Source organism: Streptomyces sp. NPDC053542 (genome assembly GCF_044544685.1).
Classification (GTDB): domain Bacteria; phylum Actinomycetota; class Actinomycetes; order Streptomycetales; family Streptomycetaceae; genus Streptomyces.
Genome location: NZ_JBITXL010000014.1, coordinates 159,476 through 180,762, shown reverse-complemented (window position 1 = coordinate 180,762; position 21,287 = coordinate 159,476). Strand labels below are relative to the sequence as shown.

Genomic DNA, 21,287 nt, shown 5'->3' with positions numbered 1-21,287 from the left:
CGGCCGGGCTCACCCGCTCCGGTGCGCGAGCCGGACCCACGGGTCGGCGAGCGCGGCGGTCAGCCAGTCCAGCGCCGCCCGGCCGGTGCGGACGGGGTTCGCCAGCCGGCCCACGCCGTCGATGACGATCTCCACCACATCGCCCTCCGCCAGCGTGAAGTCCAGCTCGGGCACGATGCCCGTACCGGTCGAGAGCACCGCGCCGTCCGGGAACGGCTGGCCGTGGAAGAGATGGCGCACGAGGGCCTGCGGGGTGCGGTGGAAGGCGGCGGTGGAGGTGGTGGCCTCGTAGGCGGGCGCGCCGTCCCGGCGCACGGTCATGGTGATCTTCAGGGCCGACGGGTCGCCGATCTCCCAGGCGGGCACGATGCCCGCGGAGAGGGCCGTACTGCCGGCGTAGATCTTGGCCTGCGGCAGGTACAGCGGGTTCTCGCCCTCGATGGAGCGGGAGCTGACGTCGTCGGCGACGAGGTATCCGACGGTCTCGGCGTGCCGGTTCAGGACGAGCGCCAGCTCCGGTTCGGGGACGTTGAGGGGCGAGTCGTCCCGTACGGCGATCGGCTCGCCGTCGGTCACCACGCGCCAGGGCACGGACTTGAAGAACAGCTCGGGCCGCTCGGCGTCGTAGATCCGCTCGTACACCGACTGCTCGGTGCTCTCGGCGATCCGCGCCTCGCGCGAGCGTTCGTACGTCACGCCGGCCGCCCACACCTCCGTCAGCCCGTCGGCCGGCGGCAGCAGCAGGACCTCGCACCCGTCGGCGTCCGGCGCGCGGGCGGCGGTCTCCTCGACGAGCGTCCGCAGCTCGTCGGCGGTGCGGTGCAGCAGGTCGGCGAGGCGCGGCACGCCGGGGAAGGCGCGGATCGTGCCGTTGTCGTCCGCGAGGCCGGTGCGGACCAGGCCCGTGGTGTCAGCGAAGCGCACGATGCGGGTCATCGGTGATGTCCTCCTTGTCGGGGTGCGGTGATGTGGCGGGGGAGTTGCGGAGGCCGGCCCAGCGGAAGCCGGTGACGACCGCGGCGCCGGCGGCGACGATCAGGGCGACGGCGTACAGGCCGGTGGCGCCGGAGCCGGTGGACGACTCGACGACGCCCATGACGTACGGGCCGAGGAAGCCGCCGAGGTTGCCGAAGCCGGAGATCAGCGCGATCGTGCCGGCCATCTGCACGCCGGTGAGGATCGTCGGCGGCACGGTCCAGAAGACCGGCTGGGCGCCCAGGAAGCCGAACGCGGCGACGCACAGCGCGGCGACCGCCGGGACCGGCGGCAGCAGCGCCCCGCCGACCAGACCGGCCGCGGTGAGGACCAGGGCGAGGCGGAGCGGGCCGCGCCGGTTGCCGCTGCGGTCCGAGAGCCACGGCAGGATCAGCACGCCGAGCAGCGCGAAGACCCAGGGCAGCGCGGAGACGAAGCCGATGCCGACATCGTCCAGGCCGCCGATCCGGCCGACCAGCGCGGGCAGCCAGAACGTCACGCCGTACACGCCGATCTGGATCGCGAAGTACACGAACATCAGGCGCAGTACACGGCTGTCACCGAGGATCTCGCGGATACGGCGCGGCGGACGCGCGTCCTCCGCCGGGCGGTCCGCCTCGATGCGCGTGGCCAGCAGCGCCTTCTCCTCGGCGGTCAGCCAGCGCGCGTCTTCGGGGCGGTCGGTGAGCAGCCACGGCACGGCGAGCGCCAGCAGGACGGTCGGCGCGCCCTCCAGCAGGAACATCCACTGCCAGCCGTCCAGCCCGGCCAGGCCGTGCAGGCCGATGAGCCAGCCGCCGACCGGGTTGCCGATGATGCTCGAAATGGCCACGGCGGACTGGAACATGCCGGTGGCCTTCCCGCGGTCGGAGGCGGGGAACCAGTACGTGATGTAGAGGATCACGCCGGGGAAGAAGCCGGCCTCGGCGGCGCCGAGCAGGAAGCGCAGCACGTAGAAGCCGGTGGGACTGGCGGTCAGCGCCATCGCGCAGGACAGCAGGCCCCAGACGAACATCAGCGCGGCGAGCCAGCGGCGGGCGCCCCAGCGGTGCAGCACCAGGTTCGAGGGCACGCCGAGCAGCGCGTACCCGACGAAGAAGACGCCGGCGCCGAAGCCGTACGCCGCCGCGTCGATCCCGGCGTCGGTGGCGAGGTGGGTCTTGACGAGCGCGACGTTCGTCCGGTCCAGGAAACTCAGGACGAACATCAGGAAGAGGGGCGGGAGCAGGCGTCTGGCCACTTTCCGGCGGACGGTGTCTGCGTTCATCTGACCTCCCGAGGAGACATCTGACCGCTGGACCGTACGAGCCATGCGCCTGCCGGGCAATACTCCCGGCACCGGCAATTTTTCTCAGCGAAACATCTGGCTGACGGCGCAGACATCTGACATCTTGGTCGCGCTGCGCCGCAGCGCACCTCACCCGACGAGCGCAGGAGTGAGCGCCGATGACCGCCCGTATCGTCGATGTCGAGACGACCGACCTCCGTTTCCCCACCTCTCGGGAGCTCGACGGCTCCGACGCCATGAACGAGGCCCCCGACTACTCGGCCGCGTACGTCGTTCTCAAGACCGAAGGGGCGGACGCCCCCGAAGGTCACGGCTTCACCTTCACCATCGGCCGCGGCAACGACCTCGCCGTCCAGGCCGCCCGCGCCATCGGCGAGCGCGCGCTCGGCATGACCGTCGAGGAGATCACCGGCGACCTCGGCGGCTTCTCCCGCCATCTGCTCGGCGACAGCCAACTGCGCTGGCTGGGCCCGGACAAGGGCGCCATCCACCTCGGCACCGCCGCCGTCGTCAACGCCGCCTGGGACCTCGCCGCCAAGCAGGCCGGCAAGCCCGTCTGGAAGCTGCTCGCCGACATGACGCCCCAGCAGATCGTCGACCTCGTCGACTGGCGCTACCTCAAGGACGCCCTCACCCCCGAGGACGCGCTGACGATGCTTCAGGAGCGCGCGGCCGGCCGGGCCGAGCGCGAGGCGTACGTACGCGAGCACGGCTACCCCGCCTACACCACCAGCGCCGGCTGGCTCGGCTACGACGACGCCAAGCTCGCCCGGCTCTGCCAGGAGGCCGTCGACGCGGGCTGGGACTCCGTCAAACTCAAGGTCGGCGCCGACCTCCAGGACGACATCCGGCGCTGCCGCATCGCCCGCGACATCATCGGACCGGACCGCCGCCTGATGATCGACGCCAACCAGACGCTCGGCGTCGACGAGGCCGTCGCCTGGGCCAAGGCACTGGCGGAGTTCGACATCTGGTGGTTCGAGGAGCCCACCAGCCCCGACGACGTACTCGGCCACGCCGCCATCGCCCGGCAGATCGGCCCCACCCACGTCGCCACCGGCGAACACGCCCACAACGCCGTGATGTTCAAGCAGTTCCTGCAAGCCGACGCCATCGGCATCTGCCAGATCGATGCCTGCCGGCTCGGCGGCGTCAACGAAGCGGTCGCCGCCCTCCTGCTGGCCGCCGCGCACGGCGTACCGGTCTGCCCGCACGCCGGCGGCGTCGGCCTGTGCGAACTCGTACAGCACCTCTCGCTCTTCGACTACATCGCGGTCAGCGGCTCCATGGAGGACCGCGTCATCGAGTACGTCGACCACCTCCACGAGCACTTCCACGACCCGGTCCGCATCCGCGGCTCGCGCTATCTCGTCCCCGAAGCCCCCGGCTACAGCGCGCAGATCCTCCGCGCGACGCTGGCGGAGTACCGCTACCCGGACGGCCCGGTCTGGAGCGGCCGCGGCCGGGTGGCATCCTGACGTCCATGCCCACCAAGAGAGAACGGCCGGGCCGCGGCGACGGGAACGCCGCCGGCAGCGTCGTCGACGAGGCGATCGGCCGGCTGCGCAAGCGCATCGAGAGCGGCGAGTTCGCGCCCGGCCACCGCCTCCCCCCGGAGGCGGTGCTCGCCGCCGAACTGGAGCTGTCCCGCCCCTCGCTCCGCGAGGCGGTCCGCGCGCTGGCCATGGCGGGGGTGCTCGACGTACGGCGCGGCGACGGTACCTTCGTCACCGACCTGCACCCGGAGCGGCTGCTCAGCGCCCTCGGCAGCTTCCTGGATCTGGCCCAGGACTCCGGCCTGGAGGAGATGCTGGAGTGCCGCAAGGTGCTGGAGCCCGGCGCCACCGCGCTCGCGGCCACCCGCATCGACGACGCGGCGCTGGACCGCCTGCTGGAACGCATCGAACGGATGCGGACCCTGCAGGACCCCGAGGAACTGGTCCGCGAGGACCTCGCCTTCCACGCGGACATCGTCGCCGCGGCCGGCAACCGTACCCTGTCGTCCCTGGTCTCCTCCGTCACCCAGCGGACCGCCAGGGCCCGCATCTGGCGTGCTCTGGTCAAGTCCGACGTACTCTCCTGGACCCACCAGCAGCACATGGACATCTACGCCGCGCTGCGCGCCCGCGACAGCCTGGCGGCCTTCACGGCGGCCGGCCGCCATGTGGGTGACGTGGAACTGTGGGTACGCGAACGCCTCGATCCGCTCAGGGAGCGGCCGGAGCACTGAGGAGTACGGCCCGGGGCGGGGTACACACGTGGCGGTGTGCTCACACGTCCCGCGGCCAGTAGTCCAGATCGCCGCCCCGCCACTCGATGAGCGTGGGATCGGCCAGCGGGATCTCCTCGGCGTCGGACAGCCCGGCCCGGCGCAGGAACTCGGCGACGTCCCCGCGGCCGTGGGCGAGGCCGACGATCTGGCCGTGAATGGTCACCCGCCGCCCCCCGGCGGTGGGCGGATACACGATCACCGGCGGATGTGTGGTCATACCCCCAGGCTGTCTCCCCGCCGCCCGCCGCGCATCCCGAAGCCCCGAATCCGCCGGTACCGATACCCGGGGGAGTGCCCCGCAACGTGCTCCGGACGGCGGGCACGCACGGTCGAAGGTGTCCCGGCCAACGGCTACGATCGGCGCATTCGTGGCTGTCGCCGGGAGGAAGAGCGAGAGATGGGCCTGTTCCGCCGCGGACCGAAGCGGGATCCGCGCGACACCCCGCGCGACGAGGAGTTCGGATTCTTCTCCGCCCGCGAGGGCGGCATCTTCCGCGGCCAGGTGCGGGCGGCCTTCGCCGAGCAGGGCCTGGAGGTCACGGTGTACGCCGGCATGGTCGCCGACTCGGCGGGCCGGCAGTTCGGCCTCGGCAACCTCGCCGCCGTCTGCCACCGCGACCGCCGCGGCGAGCGCGCCTGGCCCGCGCTCGTCAGGGACCACGTCGGCAAGGTCCTCCGTACGATGGACGGCCCCCAGCCGATGGAGACGATGGCCGAGGACGAGATCCGGGCCCGCCTCTACCCGCGCGTCGTCGCCGAGGACTCCCTCCCCGCCTCCGACTCCTTCCGGTACGCGCGCCCGCTCGCCCCCGGCCTGCGCGAGGTCCTGGCGCTCGACCTGCCCGAAGCCGTGCAGATACTCGGCGAGGACTCGCTGCTGGACATCGGCGACGTCGCCGAACTGCGCATCCGGGCGCTGAACAACCTCCGGGCGCTGCCGGTCGAGGGACACGAGACGGTCCGCCGCGGCGACGGCTCGGCCTTCGAAGTCGTACTGGGCGACTCCTTCTTCACCGCCAGCCGGGTCCTGGTCCTCGACGAGCTGGTCGAGCGGCTGACCGGCGCGCCGCTGACGCCCGACGGGGCGCTCGTGGCGCTGCCCTTCCGGCACCAGCTGGCCTTCCACCGCATCCACGACGCGCAGGTCGTACCGGCGCTGCAGGCGATGGCGCAGTTCGCCGCCGCGGGCCACGAGGACTCGGCCGGCGCGATCACGCCGAACGTCTTCTGGTGGCGCCAGGGCACGATGACCCGGCTGAGCGAGCCGGACGGGGACGGGCTGCGGGTGGTCGTCGACGAGGACTTCCAGACGATGCTGGAACGGCTGGTCCAGGACGAGGCGTAGCTGACGCCTGGTGGGACGGGACGTCCGCGGGCATTGGTGAGGCCCCGCACACGGGGGATGATGCGGGGCCTCACTCAGTACAACGGCCGGACCCACCGCAAGGTTCCGTGTTGCCGAAGAATTCGAGAATAAATCTACGGGTGGGCTACGGGTGGCCCTGCGAGTGGCCCTGCGAGTGGCGCTACGGGGGCGCGCTGGCCGGGCATCTGCGGGCAGAGCTGGACATAATTCTGCATGGGGGCCGCAAAACAGGGCCGAGACCAGGGAGCAACAGTGATCCGTGTTCTTCTCGTCGAGGAAAACGGGCTGCTGCGCGGAGCGCTCGCCGCTCTGCTGACCCGTGAATCGGACATCGAGGTCGTCGCGCAGGGCGGGGGAAACGGTCAGGTGCTCGCCCGGGCGCTCTCCTACCGCCCCGATGTGGTCGTCATCGACGTCGACGCGCACCAGGACGAGGCGCTCGCCACGGCGGGCAAGCTGTGCGAGCGGCTCCCCGAATGCCGGACGCTGCTGGTGGCAGGGTCGCCCGCGCTGGAGCGGCTGCGCAGCGTACTGGCCCTGCGGCCGCCGGGGCTCATCGGGAAGGACGCGCCCTCGGACCGGCTCGTCGAGGGCATCCGCAAGGTGGTCGGGGGACAGCGCTACATCGACCCCGGGCTGGCGATGCTCGTGCTCGACGCGGCCGCGGACCCGCTCACTCCGCGGGAGCGGGAAGTCCTGCGGCTCGCCGCCGACGGCGCCCCCGGGCAGGAGATCGCCGACCGGCTGTCGCTGTCCGTGGGCACGGTCCGCAACCACCTCTGCACGATCACTCGGAAGATCGGAGCGCGGAACCGGATCGACGCGATCCGGATCGCCCGGGAGTCGGGCTGGCTGTGAGCCCCGGTTTTCCGGTCGTGGAGCCGGACTTCCCGGTCGTGGAGCCCGGGTTTCCGGCTGCGGGGTCCGGCTTCCTGGCTGCGGGACCCGGTGTCCCGGTGCCCGCTCCCTCCTCCCAGTGGCCGACGAGGTCCCGGTAGAGGGCGGAGCCCGTCATCAGCTCCGCATGCGTACCGACGGCGGCCCGCGCGCCGTCCAGCACCATGATCCGGTCGGCCCGCAGCGCCGAGCTGATCCGGTGCGCGCACACGATCAGCGTGCCCGGGCGGCGGGCGAACGCCGCCTCCGCGCGTGCCTCGGCGGCCGGGTCGAGATGGCAGGTCGCCTCGTCCAGCAGGAACAGCTCCGCGGGCGGGAGGTAGGAGCGGACCAGGGATATCAGCTGGCGTTCCCCGGCCGACAGCTCCTGCCGGTCCACGGCCGCGTCGTAACCGCCCAGGCGCTCCACGAGCGGCCGGGCGCCGACCTCGTCCACCGCCGCGTCCACCGCCGCCGCCGGGATGCCGGGCGCCAGGTAGGTGAGGTTCTCCCACAGCGACCCCGCGAACACGTACGCCTCCTGCGGGATCAGCACCCGGTGCCGGGCCGGGCCGTCGTCGAGGCACCCGACCGGTACGCCGCCCAGCCGGACGCCGCCGCTATGCGGCGCGAGCACGCCGGCCACCAGCGCGGCGAACGTCGACTTGCCCGCCCCGCTCGGCCCCACGACGGCCAGGTGCTCGTCCGGCCGCAGCACGAGGTCGAGCGCGTCGATCACCGGCTCGGCGGAGCGCGCGTAGCGGAAGGTGACGCCGCGCAGCTCGAGGCCGGAGTGGCGCGGGCGTCTTCCCGGCGGGCGGCCGGGTGGGGCACTGGCGGGTATGGGTTCCGTGGGTGGCGGGTCGGCCGCGGACTCGGTCGGCGGCCCGCCGGCTGCGGGCTCGGCCGGTAGCCGGTGGTCGGTCGTCGGTTCCGTCGGCGGCTCACCGGCATCGGCCTCGGCCGGCGGCTCGCCCGCAGCCCCCGCGATCCGGCCGAGCGTGACCAGCAGCCACAGCCCGCTGTCCGCGATCCCCCGGACGAGGCTCTGCAACGCGGGCTGGAGCCCCTGCGACACATACGTCACCGCACCCAGCACCGCACCCGCCGTCACCCCCCGCTCCACCAGCCACGGCGCCCCCGCCAGGACGAGGACGAGCGGCAGCCAGCCGCCGACGGCCAGCGACGCGGTCCGCACGGCCGTCATCCGGGCCAGCGCCCGCGTGGCCAGCGCCGCCGCGTCGATCCGCTCGCCCGCCCGCTCCCGTACGACGTCCTCCCCGCCGCACGCCACCACGTCCCGCAGCCCGCCGGTCACCTCGCTCGCCGTCTCGGCGACGCGCTCGTCGGCCAGCATCACGTCCCGCTGGCGCGCGGCCATCGCCCGCAGCGCCCCGACGAACAGCCCGAGCCCCGCCAACAGGGGCGGCAGCACGAACAGCAGGAGGGCGGGGTCCAGGGTGGCCAGCCCGAGCAGTGCCCCCACCGAAGAGGCGGCGAAACTCTGCACGAACATCACGACCGCCCCGTATGCCTCACGGGCGATCTCCACCTGTTCGGTCAGGCGCGCCACGCCGCCGGTGTCGGCCGGCCGGTCGGAGCCGGCCGACCGGCGCAGCGTGCCGGACGTCACCAGCGTGACCAGCTCGTCCCGGAGCGGTTCGACGACCGCCGCGAGCCCCAGCGTCGCGTGGCGCGTGGCCCACGCCCCGGTCCCGACCGCGACCGCCAGCACCCCCAGCCAGGCGAAGCCCGTCCCGGCCCGGCCGGCGAGGAAGCCGTCGTCCACGGCACGGGCGATGACCCACCCGGTGAGGAACGCCGGCACGGCCTGCACCAGCGACCACCCCGCGAGCCGTACGAACTCCTTGCGCCGCCGGCGCAGCGAGGACCGCAGCAGCCCCGCGGCCGGGCCCGTCACGCCACGCCCCCGGCGTTCGCGGCGGCCTGCGCGCCGGTGCCTGCGCCATCCGGCTGGAACGCGGCCCGGTACGCCGGCTGCGACCAGAGTTCCCCGTGGGTGCCCTGCCCGCGGACGCCGCCGCCGTCCAGCCAGACGACGCGGTCGGCCCGCGCCGCGGTGGACGCCCGGTGGGTCACGACGAGCCGGGTGCGCCCCGCCAGGGCACCCGTGAGGACCTGGCTGATGTGGTGCTCGGTCACCGTGTCGAGGCTGGCGGCGACGTCGTCCAGCACCAGCACCCGCCCGGCCTGCACGAACGCCCGTGCCAGCCCGACCCGTTGCGCCTCACCGCCGGATATCGGCGCGTCGGCCGGCCGGGTCCCGTACCCCTGGGGCAGCCGCCTGATGAAGCCGTCGGCCCGCGCCGCCGCGGCCGCCCGCACCACCTCGCCGTCACCGGCCTGCCGCGGCCCGAAGCCGATCGCGTCGGCGAACGTCTCGCCGAGCAGCACCGGACGCTCGAAGCCGTACGCCACCGCCTCGCGCAGCGCCGGCCTGCGGAGCCGGCGCAACGGCACGCCGTCCAGCAGCACCTCGCCCTCGTCCGGGTCGGTGAGCCGCCCGGCCAGCGCGGCCAGCACGGACTTGCCGGACCCCGACCGGCCCACCACCGCGACCAGCGCCCCGCCGGGGACGGTCAGCCGCAGATCCTCCAGTACGGTGCCGCTCGGCCCCCGTACGGTGACGCCCCGGAACTCCAGCGTCCCGGGACCGTCGGGCAGGCGCTCGCCGCCGTACTCCACCGCGGGTTCGGCGAGCACCTCCGCCACCCGGCCCGCCGTCGCCCGGGCCAGCGCGAGCCGGCTCGCCGACGACACCAGCGAGCTGATGCCGGTGGCCAGTACGACGTACTCGCCGGCCGCGAGGACCTGGCCCGGCGTGATGCGGCCGTGCGCGAGCTGCAGGCCGGCGACCGCGAGGACGGCGACCTCCAGCAAGGGGATGACCAGCGCCTCCCGTCCGGAGACCCGCGCGAGGACCCGCCACATGCCGGCCCCGTGCCGGCGCAGCTCCGGCAGCGGGCCGAGGACGCGGCGCACCTCGCGGTCCACGGTGCCGGCCGCGGTGATCGTGCGTATCCCCGCCAGGGCGTCGACGAGCCGGGCGGCCACCCGGCCCTGGGCCTCGTAATAGCGCTCGTTGATGTCGGAGGCGTCGCGGACGAACGTCCGCACAAGGGACAGCACGACGGGCAGCCCCACCAGGAAGGTGAGGCACAGCCAGGGGTCGATGAGTGCCAGCGCGACGACCGCGCCCACCGGGGGCACCAGGTCCACCACGGCCCATACCAGGGTCGAGGCCACCTGCCCGGTCCGGGCGGAGTTCCCCACCAGCCGGCCGACCAGGTCTCCGGCCGTGAAGCGGCGCGTGGCACGGGTGCCCAGGTCCAGTACGTGCCGCAGGAGGGTGTGGCGGAGCCATGCGGTCGAACGTGCCTCGGCCAGCTTTCCCACCAGGTCGTCCAGCAGGTCGCACACCATCAGGACGACGATCGCCGCGATGCTGAGGGTCAGCCAAATGGCGGTGTGCCCGCCGGTGAGCACGGCGTCGACGGTGCGGCCCATGAGGGCCGGCAGCACGGTGTACACACCGGCGAGCAGCAGTGAGGTGGCCATCATGGCGGGGACCCAGGGCCCGCCCCGCCGCGCTGCCGTCAGCAGCAGCCGGTCAGCGGCGCGTCGGTCCATGGCCTTCTCCCTCCCTGTGCGCATACACGAAGGGGCGGGGACGCCATGAACGTCCTCGCCCCGATGGCTGCTTTCAGCAGAGCAGCAGACTCAGCTGGCTGGTGCCGCCGCAGTACTTGCTGGCGCCACTCCTCCTCGGCCGGCCGCCGTGGTGAGCGGTCTCCATGCCTTGCAGGTCCAGGATCGTCATGTCGTTTCACCTCCGCACTTCTTCTCCATGGGGACGGGGTCGGAATGGCTTGGGGGCCCGGGGTGCCGGGCGTCGCGCGGCGCGGCGAGGAAGGGCAGCCGCACGGGGGAGTCGTGGAGGGCGGCGCCGAGCGCGAGCAGCACTCCCGCGCTGCCGGTGCCGAGGTCCATGGAGAGCCGCAGCAGCTCCTCACCGGGGAAGGCGAGCCGGCCTTCGTGCACCACGGCATACCGGGCCAGCCGGCGTATCTGGTCGGCGACGGCCGGGTCCCGCTCGGCCGCGGTGCCGGTCGGGTACGCGCGGCTGAGGTGGAGGATCATCCCCGCCAGGCCGTCGAAGAGCCCGGGCTCGACGTAGAACCGTCCCTCGGCGGCGCGGCGGATCGTCGCGGCGGCCGCCGTGAAGCCCTCGTTGTCCCGGTGCGCCAGGTAGTCGTCCAGGACGAGGCCGATGCCGACGCTGCCGTCCGCGAGGTAGGGCATCGTCCGCCAGCCCTCGTTGACCTCCATGACCCCGTCGTCGCGGATCAGGCACCGGCGCAGGTCCTGCCGCAGGGCTGTGGAGGCGAGGTCGAGGAACTCCGGGTCGCCCGTGTGCTCGTACCACCGGAGGAACAGCAGCGCCGGGCCGGACGAGCCGCGCAGCAGGCCCGCGTACGGCTGTCCGCCGCCGCTCACCTCCGGGACGGCGTCGGCCGGGCCCAGCCGTGCAGCGACGGCGTCCACCGCTTCCCGGGCCGCGTCCTGCAGCGCCGGCTCGCCGGTGGCGGTCGCGAAGTGGAGGAGGTTCAGGCCGATGCCGGACAGCCCGCCCCGGAGGTCGAGGCCGAGCCGGAGCCACTGCTCGCCCGCGCACTGGTCGAGGATCTTCAGCGCCTCGTGCCGGTGCCCGAGGTGGTCGAGGACGTACGCGACGCCGTGCAGCCCGTCGTAGAAGCCGAGCAGGGACCCCGGCTCCGGGCGCAGGGCGCGCCGGATCAGCCATTCCTCGTGGCCGGGGTGGCGGCCGGCACCGGTCACGTCCAGCGCATACAGGACCCCCGCCGCGCCGTACGCCATGCCCAGCCCGCCGCCCGGTGCGGCGAACTGCTCGATGTCGCCGGGGAAGAGCCGGTCGTCCCGCTGCGGCGTGGCCGCGGAGAGGATGGCGCCCGCCAGCTCGTCGCGGGCCTGCACCCAGCCCTCGTGGTCAGGGCGCAGCCGCGGATCGGCTGCCGCTTCCGCGGGCGCCGAGCCCTCGCCGGCGAGCGTGCGCACCGCCGCGTCGAAGTACCCGTCGGGGACGGGGAACGTGCGTGCCGCCTCCCGGGCGAGCTGTCCCGCCTTGCCGGGTGACAGGGAGAGCAGGCCGGTCAGCGGCAGGAAGAGGAAGAGTCGGAGGCAGGCCAGGGCGTAGTCGTCGACGGCCGGGCCGTGCACCTCGCGCGGTGCCGTGAATCCCTGGGCGCCGAGGGCCTGCCGCCGCCCCTCTGCGGCGTCCGCCGCCCCTTCGAGGTCGATCAGCACCACGCCGCCGTCCGGGCGGACGATGATGTTCGACGGCTGGAGATCACCGATGACCACGCCGCGCGCGTGCACCTCGCCGACGGCCCGCGCCACTCGGTCGTACAGGTCGAGGGCCCAGGCGGTGTAGTCGGCCGTCTCGGCCTCGCCCGCTTGCGCCAGGGTGAGCGGATACCGGTCGACGAACTCGTCGTTGAGCTCCGTCCCTTCGATGAATTCCTCGACCAGGAAGTGGTGGTCGCCCCGTACGAAGTGATCGTGCAGCGCGGGCACGCAGTCCAGGCCCCGGAGCCGCGCCAGCATCTCCCGCTCGCGCTCCTGACGGGCGACCGCGTCCCGGCCGTCCGGCGTCAGTCCCGCGTGCGGGCGGGCCTCCTTGAGCACCACGCGGTCGCCGGTGCGCAGGTCCTCACCTGCGTAGATACCGCCGCCGTTCGAGAAGTGCAGGGCGCTCTCGAAGCGGTAGGGCAGGTCGGCGAGGGCGGCGCCGCTGCCGCGCGCCGCGAGATGCGGAGCGAGAAAACCGGGCAGTTCCACCCAGTCGGGCACCTGGAAGGTCGGCGTGCGGACGTCCGGCACCAGCCGGCCCTCGCCGTCCTCCATCGCCGGCTCGACCTCGCCGTCCGGGGAGACGCAGTACCGCTCGGCGAAGGCTCCGTACCGGACGTACAGCGGGCCCTCGCCCCAGCGCAGATCGCTCAGGATGTACGGCCCGGCCCGGCCTTCGAGGATCGCACCCAGCTCGGTGAGCACCCGCTCCAGCTCCGCCTCGTCCGCCGGGTAGACCGTCACGAACTTTCCGCTCGAACCCCGGTGTGCGTACTTGGCGTTGGCGAGCAGCAGTGTGTCCTTGTCGGGCAGGAACTTGAAGGCGATCCGGCGCGGGAGGCAGTACTCCCAGACCGCGGTGAGGATGTCCGCCGCATTGTCGAGGCACGCCGAGACGTGGATCTTCCAGCCCTGGCGGGGGAGCGTGCCGCCGGCGGGGCGGAAGACGATCCAGTCGTCCAGCTCGGCGCGGCGCCAGCCGTCAGGGACCGGCCGTCGCGTCTGCGGGAAAGTGGTGCCTCCGCTGTGCGCGCGGGCCGGCGCGTCGTAGAAGTGAGGGTCCATCAGGCAGTAGACCTCGTAGCGCTTGTCCACCGACCCTCCCGGCGGTCTGTGCCGCGGGATGTCCTCGCGGCCTCTATCTGCGACGATCGCAGAGTTGCCCGGCGGGGAACAGCATCGTCCGTCACGGGATCCACGGGAAAAACGCAGGGTTCGCCCATGACATTTGTACTGGTCGGGGCGCCATCGACGGGGCTCAGGCGGCCGGCGGCACCGGTCCGTCCGCGCGTAGCCGCAGGCCGTCGGCGACGATCAGGTCCGAGGTGACCAGCGCCTGCTCGGCGGAGACGTCGGTCATGTACACGAAGGGCGGTACCAGCGGCGGGACGGGCAGCCGGTCCGGGGTGAAGGTCAGGCAGAGCACCCCTTCCACGCAGCCGCGGAACTTCGTCAGATAGAGCGTGACGTCGCCGCTCAGCTCCAGGGACGACGCGCCCAGGCCCAGTTCGTCGCTGCCGTCGCGGGTGAGGAGGCGGTAGTCGGTGAGCGAGGCGGCCTTCATCCTCAGCACCATCGCCCGGACCGGGCCGCGCGCGGTGGGCACGTTCTCGACACCGGCGAGCGTGAAGCCCTTCGGCGCGAAACGGCTGGTCGTGACGGTGGGGACGGCGGCGGGGGCGGGGATTCCGGTACCGGCGGCGCGGGCCTCGGGGGCGGGCGTCCCGAGCGCGGCGAGGAGGGCGACGGGCAGGGCCACGGCGAGGGTGGTGGACGGGCCCGTACGGTCGGCCGGGGGAGCGGCACCGGCCTGTCCCGCCGGGCCGCCGTCCTGTGACCCTGACCCCTGCCCCTCGGGGAGCGGCGTCCAGCCGAAGCCCATCGCCGCACCCGCGATGCCCAGCCCCATGCCGACCAGGAAGCCGCCGAGGTTGGTGGCCGCGAAGGAAATCACGGACAGGATCAGTGCGTTGACGCTCACGTAGTGCCGCGCGGACGGAGTGCACCACAGGAACAGCCCGGCCACGATCAGCGCCAGCCCGATGCCGAGCGCGGCGAGCCCGCCGAGCCCCAGGCTGACCAGCACGCCGAGCGGGGAGAGCGGCACGAGCAGCAGCTCGGCCCCGCCGAGTACCAGCAGCAGCCCGGCCCAGAACGGCCGGGTCCGCCGCCACCGGCGGAACCGCGCCCGCGCCGCGGGCCAGGGCAGCCGCGCCGCCTGCTCCGCGAGCCGCGCTCGCAGCGCCGTGAGCCGGGCTCGCAGCGCCGTGCGCCGCGCCGTCAGTGCGGCCGGCAGCCGCCCGCGCCTCAGAAGCACTTCTCGCCGTCCAGGCTGACGCCCAGCTTCAGGCCCTTGAGGCGGAAGTTGCCGCCCGTGGCCGACCAGGCGTGCGACTTCACGCCCGCGACCTCGATGTCACCGGCCTGCAGCCCGAACTTGCCCTTCGGGCCGCGGACGCCCGGTACCTCGTCCAGCGTCGAGGCGTCGCGGCCGATCTGCGCCGTACCGAAGCGCGCGTCGCCGACCAGGTCCTCACCGTCGATGACGAGGTTGTCCGCGGTGACGGGGCCCGCCTTCCCGCCCGCGGTGAGCTTGAAGACCACCGGCCCCATCGGCGTGCTGACCTGCGCCGACTGGCAGATGTCGGAGAGCCGCGCCTGACCGATGCCGAGCAGGGCCACGGGGTGCCCGGTACCGTCGGCGGAGCGGTCGGTGTGCACGTACGAGGCCAGCCCGTCGCTGGTCAACTTGCCCGAGGTCACCTGGAAGTTGGTGCCGGAGACGGCGAACGACGCGGCGAGCACGCCCTGCGCCATCACGGTCGCCAGCGCCCCGACGGCCAGTACCGCCGGCACGGCCACGGCCGCGCTCTTCCTCCAGGACGTGCGGCCTTCTTCCGGTACGGCCCGCTGATTCCTGCCCACTGCTTCCTCCCGGGGGAGCGCTCGGTCATGGCGGTACGGTCACAGCGCTGACGTGCGGTTACTTGCGGTAACGAAGGTAGCTGTCGAGAGATTAGGGCCGTTGTTGACGGCGCGTCAACAGTGCTGCACGACGAAGGGGCGGGCGGCCGAAGCCGCCCGCCCCCACCTGTCCTTCAGCCGTCCGGGCCTACTGGATCGCCTTGATCAGCTCGCCGGTCGCGGTGTCCCCGCTGAGCTCCCAGAAGAACGTGCCGCCCATGCCCTGCTCGTTCTTGAAGGCCATCTTCGTGCCGATGGTCTCCGGGGTGTCATAACTCCACCACTGGTCACCGCACTTGGCGTACGCGGTGCCGCCGACCTTGCCGGTCGCCGGGCAGCGGCCCTTGAGGTCCTTGTAGTCCTCGATGCCCGCCTCGTACTTGCCCGGCGCCGCGCCGGTCGCCGTGCCGCCCGGCGCGGACTGCGTGACGCCGCTCCAGCCGCGCCCGTAGAAGCCGATGCCCAGCAGCAGCTTGTTCGCCGGGATGCCGAGGCCCTTGAGCTTCTTGGTCGTGTCCGCGGTGTTGAAGCCGGCCTTCGGAATGCCGCTGTACGAGGTCAGCGGCGAGTGCGGGGCCGTCGGACCCTTGGCGTCCCAGGCGCCGAAGTAGTCGTACGTCATCGGGTTGTACCAGTCGACGTACTGCGCGGCGCCCGCGTAGTCGGCCGCGTCGATCTTGCCGCCGGCGGAGGCGTCGGCAGTGATCGCCGCGGTGACCAGGTTGGAGCTGCCGAACTTCGCGCGCAGCGCCTTCATGACGTTCGTGAAGGCCGTCCGGCCGCTGGTGTCGCAGGTCAGGCCGCAGGCGTTGGGGTACTCCCAGTCGATGTCGATGCCGTCGAAGACGTCCGCCCAGCGCTTGTCCTCGACCAGGTCGTAACAGGACTGCGCGAACGCCGCCGGGTTCTTGGCCGCCTCGGCGAAGCCGCCGGACCAGGTCCAGCCGCCGAAGGACCAGATCACCTTGAGGTTCGGGTGCAGCGCCTTGAGCTTGCGCAGCTGGTTGAAGTTGCCGCGCAGTGCGCCGTTCTCCCAGGTGTCGGCCTTGCCGTCGACGCTCTGGTCCGCGGTGTACGCCTTGTCGTAGTCGGCGTACGCGTCACCTATCGCGCACTTGCCGCCGGTGACGTTGCCGAAGGCGTAGTTGATGTGCGTCAGCTTGTTCGCCGAGCCGGAGGTCTCGATGTTCTTGACGTGGTAATTGCGCTGGTAGACGCCCCAGTTGGTGAAGTACCCGACGACCTTGTTGCCGGCCGCCGTGGTCCCCGCGCCCGATGCGGGCTGTGCGGCGGCGGTCTTGGCCGTGGTCTTGGCGGAGGCGGGGGCCGCGTCGGCGGGGGCGGCCGTGGCGGTCCCGGTGAGCGCGCCGGCGGCCATCGCGGCCGTGCACAGGGCGGCGGCCACGGCCGCGAATCGGTGGTGGGGGCGCTTCTTGTGCGGTCTGAGCATGGTTGCTCCTCGGAGTGGGGGTCCATCGAGGGGGAAGTGCTGTGACCTGCGTCCGCAGTGGCGCCGAACGCGTGGAGCGTCGGGGGAGAAGGTAGAAGGACTAGACCAACTCGGTCAATGGTTTGGACCAATTTGCTGAACTCCCGCACAAGAACCGGCGACCGCCCGGAGAAGACGATCAAGGGGTGGCGGACGCCGCCGTATTGGGCATACTTCTTGCGCCACCGCCGCAGGTCATCGCCTTCCGCGACCCGGAGAGAGATCATCACGGCAGTGGGACCGGCCGCGCCGCGCCACCCGAGCGGCGCACGCCGCAACGCCCTACAGGGAGGAGAGCGCCGCCATGACCGAGTACGGCCCCGGACCCGTGGACCGCAGGCTGCCCACCGACGAAGCCCGCCAGCTGATGACGCTCGTACGCGATCTGGCGGCCCGCGAGATCGCGCCCACGGCCGCCGCCGAGGAGGAGGCGGGCAGGTTCCCCCGCGAGCTCTTCACACTGCTCTCGGAGTCGGGCCTGCTCGGCCTGGCGTACGCCGAGGAGTTCGGCGGGGGCGGCCAGCCGTACGAGGTCTACCTCCAGGTCCTCGAAGAGCTGGCCGCCGCCCGGCTCACCGTCGGCCTCGGCGTCAGCGTCCACACCCTGGCCTGCCACGCGCTCGCCGCGTACGGCACGAAGGAGCAGCGCGCCGAGCACCTGCCCGCGATGCTCGGCGGCGGGCTGCTCGGCGCGTACTGCCTCTCCGAGCCCGCCGCCGGGTCGGACGCCGCGTCCCTGACCACCCGCGCCACGCGCGACGGGGACAGCTGGGTCCTGAACGGCACGAAGGCGTGGACCACCCACGGCGGCATCGCCGACTTCTACACCGTCCTCGCCCGCACCGGGGGAGCGGGCGCGCACGGCATCACGGCCTTCCTGGTGCCCGGCGACGCCGAGGGGCTGAGCGCCGCCGCGCCCGAGCGCAAGATGGGCATGAAGGGCTCGCCCACGGCGCAACTGCACTTCGACGGCGTACGGATCGGGGACGCGCGCCGGCTCGGCGAGGAGGGCCAGGGCTTCGCCATCGCGCTCGACGCGCTGGACTCCGGCCGGCTCGGCATCGCCGCGTGCGCCGTGGGCGTGGCGCAGGCGGCCCTGAACGAGGCGCTGGCGTACGTCGCGACCCGCCGCCAGTTCGGCCGACCGCTCGCCGACTACCAGGGGCTGCGCTTCATGCTCGCCGACATGGCCACGCAGGTGACGGCCGGGCGGTCGCTCTACCTCGCCGCGGCCCGGCTGCGGGACGAAGGCCGCCCCTTCACCAAGGAAGCGGCCATGGCCAAGCTCTTCTGCTCGGACGCGGCGATGCGCATCACGACGGACGCGGTCCAGCTGCTCGGAGGGTACGGCTACACCGCGGACTTCCCGGCCGAGCGCTATATGCGCGAGGCCAAGGTCCTGCAGATCGTCGAGGGCACCAACCAGATCCAGCGGATGGTCATCGCCCGGCACTTGGCGGGCCCGGAGTCCCGCTGACGGTCAGTCCGCTGACGCACCGTCCCACTGATGGGACGTCAAAGGCTGGGCTGCGGAAGGCAGGTGCTCGTCATTCGGCAAGGAGGTGCGAGTGAGTCGGGAGGCTCACTCGCACGGTGATGTCGCGGTTGCCGGTCCGCGGGCGCGTCAGCGGTGCCGGCGCATCAGGGGGACGCGCACCGGACGGGAGCCGGGGCCGCCCACGTGGGAGAACGGCTGGGTACGCCAGTCCAGGCCCGCCGGGAGCGTCAGCAGCATGCCGCTGTCCTGCTCCTGGGGGGCCAGCACGTCATCGGCGGAGGCCGTCTCGGCCACGCCCCGGCCGGACCCCTGGCAGACCGTCAGGCCGAAGGGGTTCCAGGGCGAGGAGCAGACCGCGTGCTCGGGCAGCGTGTCCTCGTCGGCGAGCAGCGCGATGGGCTGCCCGCAGTCCGGGCAGCTGACGCGGTAGAGCTCGACGGTGTCAAAGGCGTCGAAGTCGTCGTCGCGGAAACTGTCGCCCTCCTGGGCGGCGGTGTTCTCCAGCGTGGATTCCTGCTTCGGGCGTCGCATGATGTCCATCCCCCTCGGGTGGGCTGCGAGGAACCGCCATCTTCCTGTGTTGGGCGGCCTCGACCACCACGAGCATTTCCCTGCCACTCCGCTGCATAATCTCGGCTACCGGCCGGACACGGAGTGAAGGGTGTGGCGTTCGTCACACAGGGGGCGCGCGGTGTCCACGATCCGGCGCGAGCTGCGCCGCAGCGCCCCGGCACAGTAGGTTGATCGTGTGGAGGAGCTGGACCGACAAATCGTGGATCTGCTCGTCAAGGACGGGCGGATGAGCTACACCGACCTGGGCAAGGCCACTGGCCTGTCCACCTCGGCGGTGCATCAGCGCGTGCGCAGGCTGGAGCAGCGCGGCGTGATCCGCGGCTATGCCGCCATCGTCGACCCCGAGGCGGTGGGGCTGCCGCTGACCGCCTTCATCTCGGTCAAACCCTTCGACCCCAGCGCCCCGGACGACATCGCCGAGCGGCTGGCCGAGGTCCCCGAACTGGAGGCATGCCACAGCGTCGCGGGCGACGAGAACTACATCCTCAAGGTCCGGGTCGCCGCGCCGCTGGACCTGGAGCACCTGCTGACCCGCATCCGAACGCTCGCCGGCGTCTCGACGCGTACGACCGTGGTGCTGTCCACGCCGTACGAGGCCCGGCCGCCCCGCATCTGAAGCGCGGCGCCCGCGGGCCCTCAGGGGGCGGCGCCTGCCCGGATGCGGCCACGCCCGCCCGGATACGGCCACGCCACACCCACCCCGCGCGACCGCCGGGTACGCGCAGGGGCGAAACTGTCCGGTATGAGTGAACGCACCCCCGTACCGGCCCCCGACCGCACCGTCCTGCTGCGCCGCGGCGAGGTCCACAGCCCGGCCGACCCCTTCGCCACCGCCATGGTCGTCGAGGGCGGCTCGGTCGCCTGGGTCGGCTCGGAAGGAGCCGCCGACTCCTTCGCCGATGGGGTCGACGAGGTCATCGACCTCGACGGCGCGCTCGTCACCCCCGCGTTCACTGACGCACATGTGCACACCACCGCCACCGGGCTCGCGCTGACCGGCCTCGACCTCAGCGGCACCCGCTCCCTCCCCGGCGCCCTGGAACGCATCCGCTCCTTCGCCGCGGCCCGCCCCGCCGACCGCGTACTGCTCGGCCACGGCTGGGACGCCAGCGCCTGGCCCGAGGGCCGCGCGCCCTCCCGCGCCGAGCTGGACGAGGCCACCGGTGGCTGCCCGCTCTACCTCAGCCGCATCGACGTGCACTCCGCCGTGGTCACCACCGCCCTCCAGGACCTCGTCCCCGGCCTGCGGGAACGCGCCGGATTCGACCCCGCGGGACCGCTCACCGGCGACGCCCACCACGCCGTGCGGCAGGCCGCGTACGACACCGTCACCCCGGCCCAGCGCGCCGACGCACAGGCCGCCGCGCTCGCGCACGCCGCGTCCCTCGGCATCGGCACCGTCCATGAATGCGCCGGCCCGGAGATCTCCGGCGAGGACGACCTGACCTCGCTGCTCGACCGCGCCGCCGCCGGCGACGGCCCGCGCGTCGTCGGCTACTGGGGCGAACTCGTCACGACCGCAAAGGACGCGGAGCGGATCAGGGAACTCGGCGCGGTCGGCGCCGCGGGCGACCTCTTCGCCGACGGCTCCCTCGGCTCGCACACCGCCCACCTGTGCACCCCGTACGCCGACGCCGCGCATACGGGCAACGCGCTGCTCGACGCCGACACCATCGCCGCACACGTCGCCGCCTGCACCGAAGCCGGCCTCCAGGCGGGCTTCCACGCCATCGGCGACGCCGGACTCACCGCCGTCGTCGACGGCGTACGGACGGCCGCCGACCGGATCGGCCTCGACCGGGTACGTGCAGCCCGGCACCGCATCGAACACTGCGAAATGCTCACCCCGGACACCATCGCCGGCTTCGCCGAACTCGCCCTCACCGCCTCCGTACAGCCCGCCTTCGACGCCCTCTGGGGCGGCGAACAGGGCATGTACGCCACCCGCCTCGGCGCCGAACGCGCCCGCACCCTCAACCCGTACGCAGCCCTCCTCAAGGCCGGCGTCCCGCTCGCGCTCGGCTCCGACAGCCCCGTCACCCCGCTCGACCCCTGGGGCACCGTCCGCGCCGCCGTCTTCCACCGCACCCCCGGACACGGCATCTCCGCGCGCGCCGCGTTCACCGCCCACACCCGCGGCGGCTGGCGGGCCGTCGGCCGCGACGACGCGGGCATCCTCGTGCCCGGCGCACCCGCCGACTACGCGGTCTGGCAGACCGGCGAACTGCTCGTCCAGGCCCCCGACGAGCGCGTCGAGCGCTGGTCCACCGACCCCCGCTCCGGCACCCCCGGCCTGCCCGATCTCACCCCCGGCCAGGAGCTGCCGCGCTGCCTGCGGACGGTCGTCGGCGGCCGGACCGTCTTCCAGCGGCCGAACGAGTGAACCTCCCGCGGCGGGTGCCGCCGGGCGACGTGCCCGGCGCGTACTCGCCCTACCTGCGGCAGTTCGGCACTGACCTGGTTGAACGCAAAAACGACGCAGGTAGAACGGATGTTGACAGGAGCCCGTCGGCGGCCGGTAGGTTCGGCCGAGTCCACCACAAGGACGTCCGACCGGCAGACCTCCGCGCAGCCGTCGAACGCAGCTGGGCCATG

The 21,287-nt window shown here is 73.1% G+C and carries 18 protein-coding genes; 7 read left to right on the top strand and 11 right to left on the bottom strand.

Annotation, left to right across the window (positions count from 1 at the left end; genetic code table 11):
- Positions 1-9 precede the first annotated feature (9 nt).
- Both ACIGXO_RS32470 and ACIGXO_RS32465 read right to left on the bottom strand, forming a co-directional pair.
- Positions 10-936 (bottom strand): fumarylacetoacetate hydrolase family protein, encoded by a 927-nt coding sequence (locus ACIGXO_RS32470; protein WP_399794058.1) that lies wholly within the window; start codon positions 934-936, stop codon positions 10-12.
- Positions 911-2,242 carry an MFS transporter gene (locus ACIGXO_RS32465; protein WP_399794057.1) on the bottom strand — a complete coding sequence of 444 codons (1,332 nt, stop codon included), beginning with the start codon at positions 2,240-2,242 and terminating at the stop codon, positions 911-913. Before ACIGXO_RS32465 ends, ACIGXO_RS32470 begins: the two co-directional genes overlap by 26 nt.
- A 179-nt stretch (positions 2,243-2,421) precedes the next feature.
- Between ACIGXO_RS32465 and ACIGXO_RS32460 the strand changes: the two genes are divergently transcribed.
- Entirely contained in the window at positions 2,422-3,741 is a 1,320-nt protein-coding gene (locus tag ACIGXO_RS32460; protein ID WP_399794054.1) for an enolase C-terminal domain-like protein, read from the top strand.
- Between the two features lie 5 nt (positions 3,742-3,746).
- Positions 3,747-4,493, top strand: a complete 747-nt coding sequence (locus tag ACIGXO_RS32455; RefSeq protein WP_399794052.1) for a FadR/GntR family transcriptional regulator — start codon at positions 3,747-3,749, stop codon at positions 4,491-4,493.
- A 40-nt stretch (positions 4,494-4,533) separates the two neighbouring features.
- Here ACIGXO_RS32455 and ACIGXO_RS32450 read toward each other — a convergent pair whose 3' ends face one another.
- A complete protein-coding gene (locus ACIGXO_RS32450) occupies positions 4,534-4,752 on the bottom strand; it encodes a hypothetical protein (RefSeq protein ID WP_399794050.1) in 219 nt (72 codons plus the stop codon).
- Positions 4,753-4,932: 180 nt separating this feature from the next.
- Between ACIGXO_RS32450 and ACIGXO_RS32445 the strand changes: the two genes are divergently transcribed.
- Positions 4,933-5,880 (top strand): hypothetical protein, encoded by a 948-nt coding sequence (locus ACIGXO_RS32445; protein WP_399794048.1) that lies wholly within the window; start codon positions 4,933-4,935, stop codon positions 5,878-5,880.
- A gap of 273 nt (positions 5,881-6,153) precedes the next feature.
- Positions 6,154-6,759 carry a response regulator transcription factor gene (locus ACIGXO_RS32440; RefSeq protein WP_399794046.1) on the top strand — a complete coding sequence of 202 codons (606 nt, stop codon included), beginning with the start codon at positions 6,154-6,156 and terminating at the stop codon, positions 6,757-6,759.
- Here ACIGXO_RS32440 and ACIGXO_RS32435 read toward each other — a convergent pair.
- The 7 genes from ACIGXO_RS32435 to ACIGXO_RS32405 all read right to left on the bottom strand — a co-directional run bounded on the left by ACIGXO_RS32435 (position 6,689) and on the right by ACIGXO_RS32405 (position 16,582).
- The gene (locus ACIGXO_RS32435) at positions 6,689-8,698 is read right to left on the bottom strand and encodes an ATP-binding cassette domain-containing protein (protein WP_399794044.1); all 2,010 of its coding nucleotides are present in this window, start codon (positions 8,696-8,698) and stop codon (positions 6,689-6,691) included. The genes ACIGXO_RS32440 and ACIGXO_RS32435 overlap by 71 nt on opposite strands.
- Positions 8,695-10,428: an ABC transporter ATP-binding protein gene (locus ACIGXO_RS32430; protein ID WP_399794042.1), complete on the bottom strand. Its 1,734-nt coding sequence runs from the start codon at positions 10,426-10,428 to the stop codon at positions 8,695-8,697. The genes ACIGXO_RS32435 and ACIGXO_RS32430 overlap by 4 nt, the downstream gene beginning before the upstream one ends.
- Positions 10,429-10,501: 73 nt before the next feature.
- Positions 10,502-10,618, bottom strand: a complete 117-nt coding sequence (locus ACIGXO_RS32425; RefSeq protein ID WP_107053937.1) for a SapB/AmfS family lanthipeptide — start codon at positions 10,616-10,618, stop codon at positions 10,502-10,504.
- On the bottom strand, positions 10,615-13,263 hold the full coding sequence (gene lanKC / locus ACIGXO_RS32420; protein ID WP_399794039.1) for a class III lanthionine synthetase LanKC: 2,649 nt from the start codon (positions 13,261-13,263) through the stop codon (positions 10,615-10,617). The genes ACIGXO_RS32425 and lanKC overlap by 4 nt, the downstream gene beginning before the upstream one ends.
- A 163-nt stretch (positions 13,264-13,426) precedes the next feature.
- Positions 13,427-14,410, bottom strand: a complete 984-nt coding sequence (locus tag ACIGXO_RS32415; protein WP_399794104.1) for a DUF6114 domain-containing protein — start codon at positions 14,408-14,410, stop codon at positions 13,427-13,429.
- Between the two features lie 65 nt (positions 14,411-14,475).
- On the bottom strand, positions 14,476-14,985 hold the full coding sequence (locus ACIGXO_RS32410; RefSeq protein WP_399794103.1) for a DUF6230 family protein: 510 nt from the start codon (positions 14,983-14,985) through the stop codon (positions 14,476-14,478).
- 295 nt (positions 14,986-15,280) lie between these two features.
- Entirely contained in the window at positions 15,281-16,582 is a 1,302-nt protein-coding gene (locus ACIGXO_RS32405) for a glycoside hydrolase family 18 protein (protein WP_399794037.1), read from the bottom strand.
- A gap of 343 nt (positions 16,583-16,925) precedes the next feature.
- Between ACIGXO_RS32405 and ACIGXO_RS32400 the strand changes: the two genes are divergently transcribed.
- On the top strand, positions 16,926-18,098 hold the full coding sequence (locus ACIGXO_RS32400) for an acyl-CoA dehydrogenase family protein (RefSeq protein ID WP_399794035.1): 1,173 nt from the start codon (positions 16,926-16,928) through the stop codon (positions 18,096-18,098).
- Positions 18,099-18,245: 147 nt separating this feature from the next.
- On the opposite strand, the gene ACIGXO_RS32395 is transcribed toward ACIGXO_RS32400, so the two are convergent.
- Positions 18,246-18,659, bottom strand: a complete 414-nt coding sequence (locus tag ACIGXO_RS32395) for a hypothetical protein (protein WP_031059630.1) — start codon at positions 18,657-18,659, stop codon at positions 18,246-18,248.
- Positions 18,660-18,867: 208 nt separating this feature from the next.
- Between ACIGXO_RS32395 and ACIGXO_RS32390 the strand changes: the two genes are divergently transcribed.
- Together ACIGXO_RS32390 and ACIGXO_RS32385 are read left to right on the top strand one after the other, a co-directional pair.
- Positions 18,868-19,308, top strand: a complete 441-nt coding sequence (locus ACIGXO_RS32390; RefSeq protein ID WP_030608595.1) for an Lrp/AsnC family transcriptional regulator — start codon at positions 18,868-18,870, stop codon at positions 19,306-19,308.
- Between the two features lie 126 nt (positions 19,309-19,434).
- Positions 19,435-21,075 (top strand): amidohydrolase, encoded by a 1,641-nt coding sequence (locus tag ACIGXO_RS32385; protein WP_399794032.1) that lies wholly within the window; start codon positions 19,435-19,437, stop codon positions 21,073-21,075.
- The last annotated feature ends 212 nt before the right edge of the window (positions 21,076-21,287 follow it).

What these genes read in the sequence shown, in the direction of transcription:
- ACIGXO_RS32425 (WP_107053937.1), bottom strand. Translation starts at nt 10,618, where the DNA reads ATGACGATCCTGGACCTGCAAGGCATGGAGACCGCTCACCACGGCGGC.
- ACIGXO_RS32430 (WP_399794042.1), bottom strand. Translation starts at nt 10,428, where the DNA reads ATGGACCGACGCGCCGCTGACCGGCTGCTGCTGACGGCAGCGCGGCGG.
- ACIGXO_RS32400 (WP_399794035.1), top strand. Translation starts at nt 16,926, where the DNA reads ATGACCGAGTACGGCCCCGGACCCGTGGACCGCAGGCTGCCCACCGAC.
- ACIGXO_RS32465 (WP_399794057.1), bottom strand. Translation starts at nt 2,242, where the DNA reads ATGAACGCAGACACCGTCCGCCGGAAAGTGGCCAGACGCCTGCTCCCG.
- ACIGXO_RS32405 (WP_399794037.1), bottom strand. Translation starts at nt 16,582, where the DNA reads ATGCTCAGACCGCACAAGAAGCGCCCCCACCACCGATTCGCGGCCGTG.
- ACIGXO_RS32460 (WP_399794054.1), top strand. Translation starts at nt 2,422, where the DNA reads ATGACCGCCCGTATCGTCGATGTCGAGACGACCGACCTCCGTTTCCCC.
- ACIGXO_RS32410 (WP_399794103.1), bottom strand. Translation starts at nt 14,985, where the DNA reads ATGGCGCAGGGCGTGCTCGCCGCGTCGTTCGCCGTCTCCGGCACCAAC.
- ACIGXO_RS32395 (WP_031059630.1), bottom strand. Translation starts at nt 18,659, where the DNA reads ATGGACATCATGCGACGCCCGAAGCAGGAATCCACGCTGGAGAACACC.
- ACIGXO_RS32450 (WP_399794050.1), bottom strand. Translation starts at nt 4,752, where the DNA reads ATGACCACACATCCGCCGGTGATCGTGTATCCGCCCACCGCCGGGGGG.
- ACIGXO_RS32455 (WP_399794052.1), top strand. Translation starts at nt 3,747, where the DNA reads ATGCCCACCAAGAGAGAACGGCCGGGCCGCGGCGACGGGAACGCCGCC.
- ACIGXO_RS32385 (WP_399794032.1), top strand. Translation starts at nt 19,435, where the DNA reads ATGAGTGAACGCACCCCCGTACCGGCCCCCGACCGCACCGTCCTGCTG.
- ACIGXO_RS32445 (WP_399794048.1), top strand. Translation starts at nt 4,933, where the DNA reads ATGGGCCTGTTCCGCCGCGGACCGAAGCGGGATCCGCGCGACACCCCG.
- ACIGXO_RS32470 (WP_399794058.1), bottom strand. Translation starts at nt 936, where the DNA reads ATGACCCGCATCGTGCGCTTCGCTGACACCACGGGCCTGGTCCGCACC.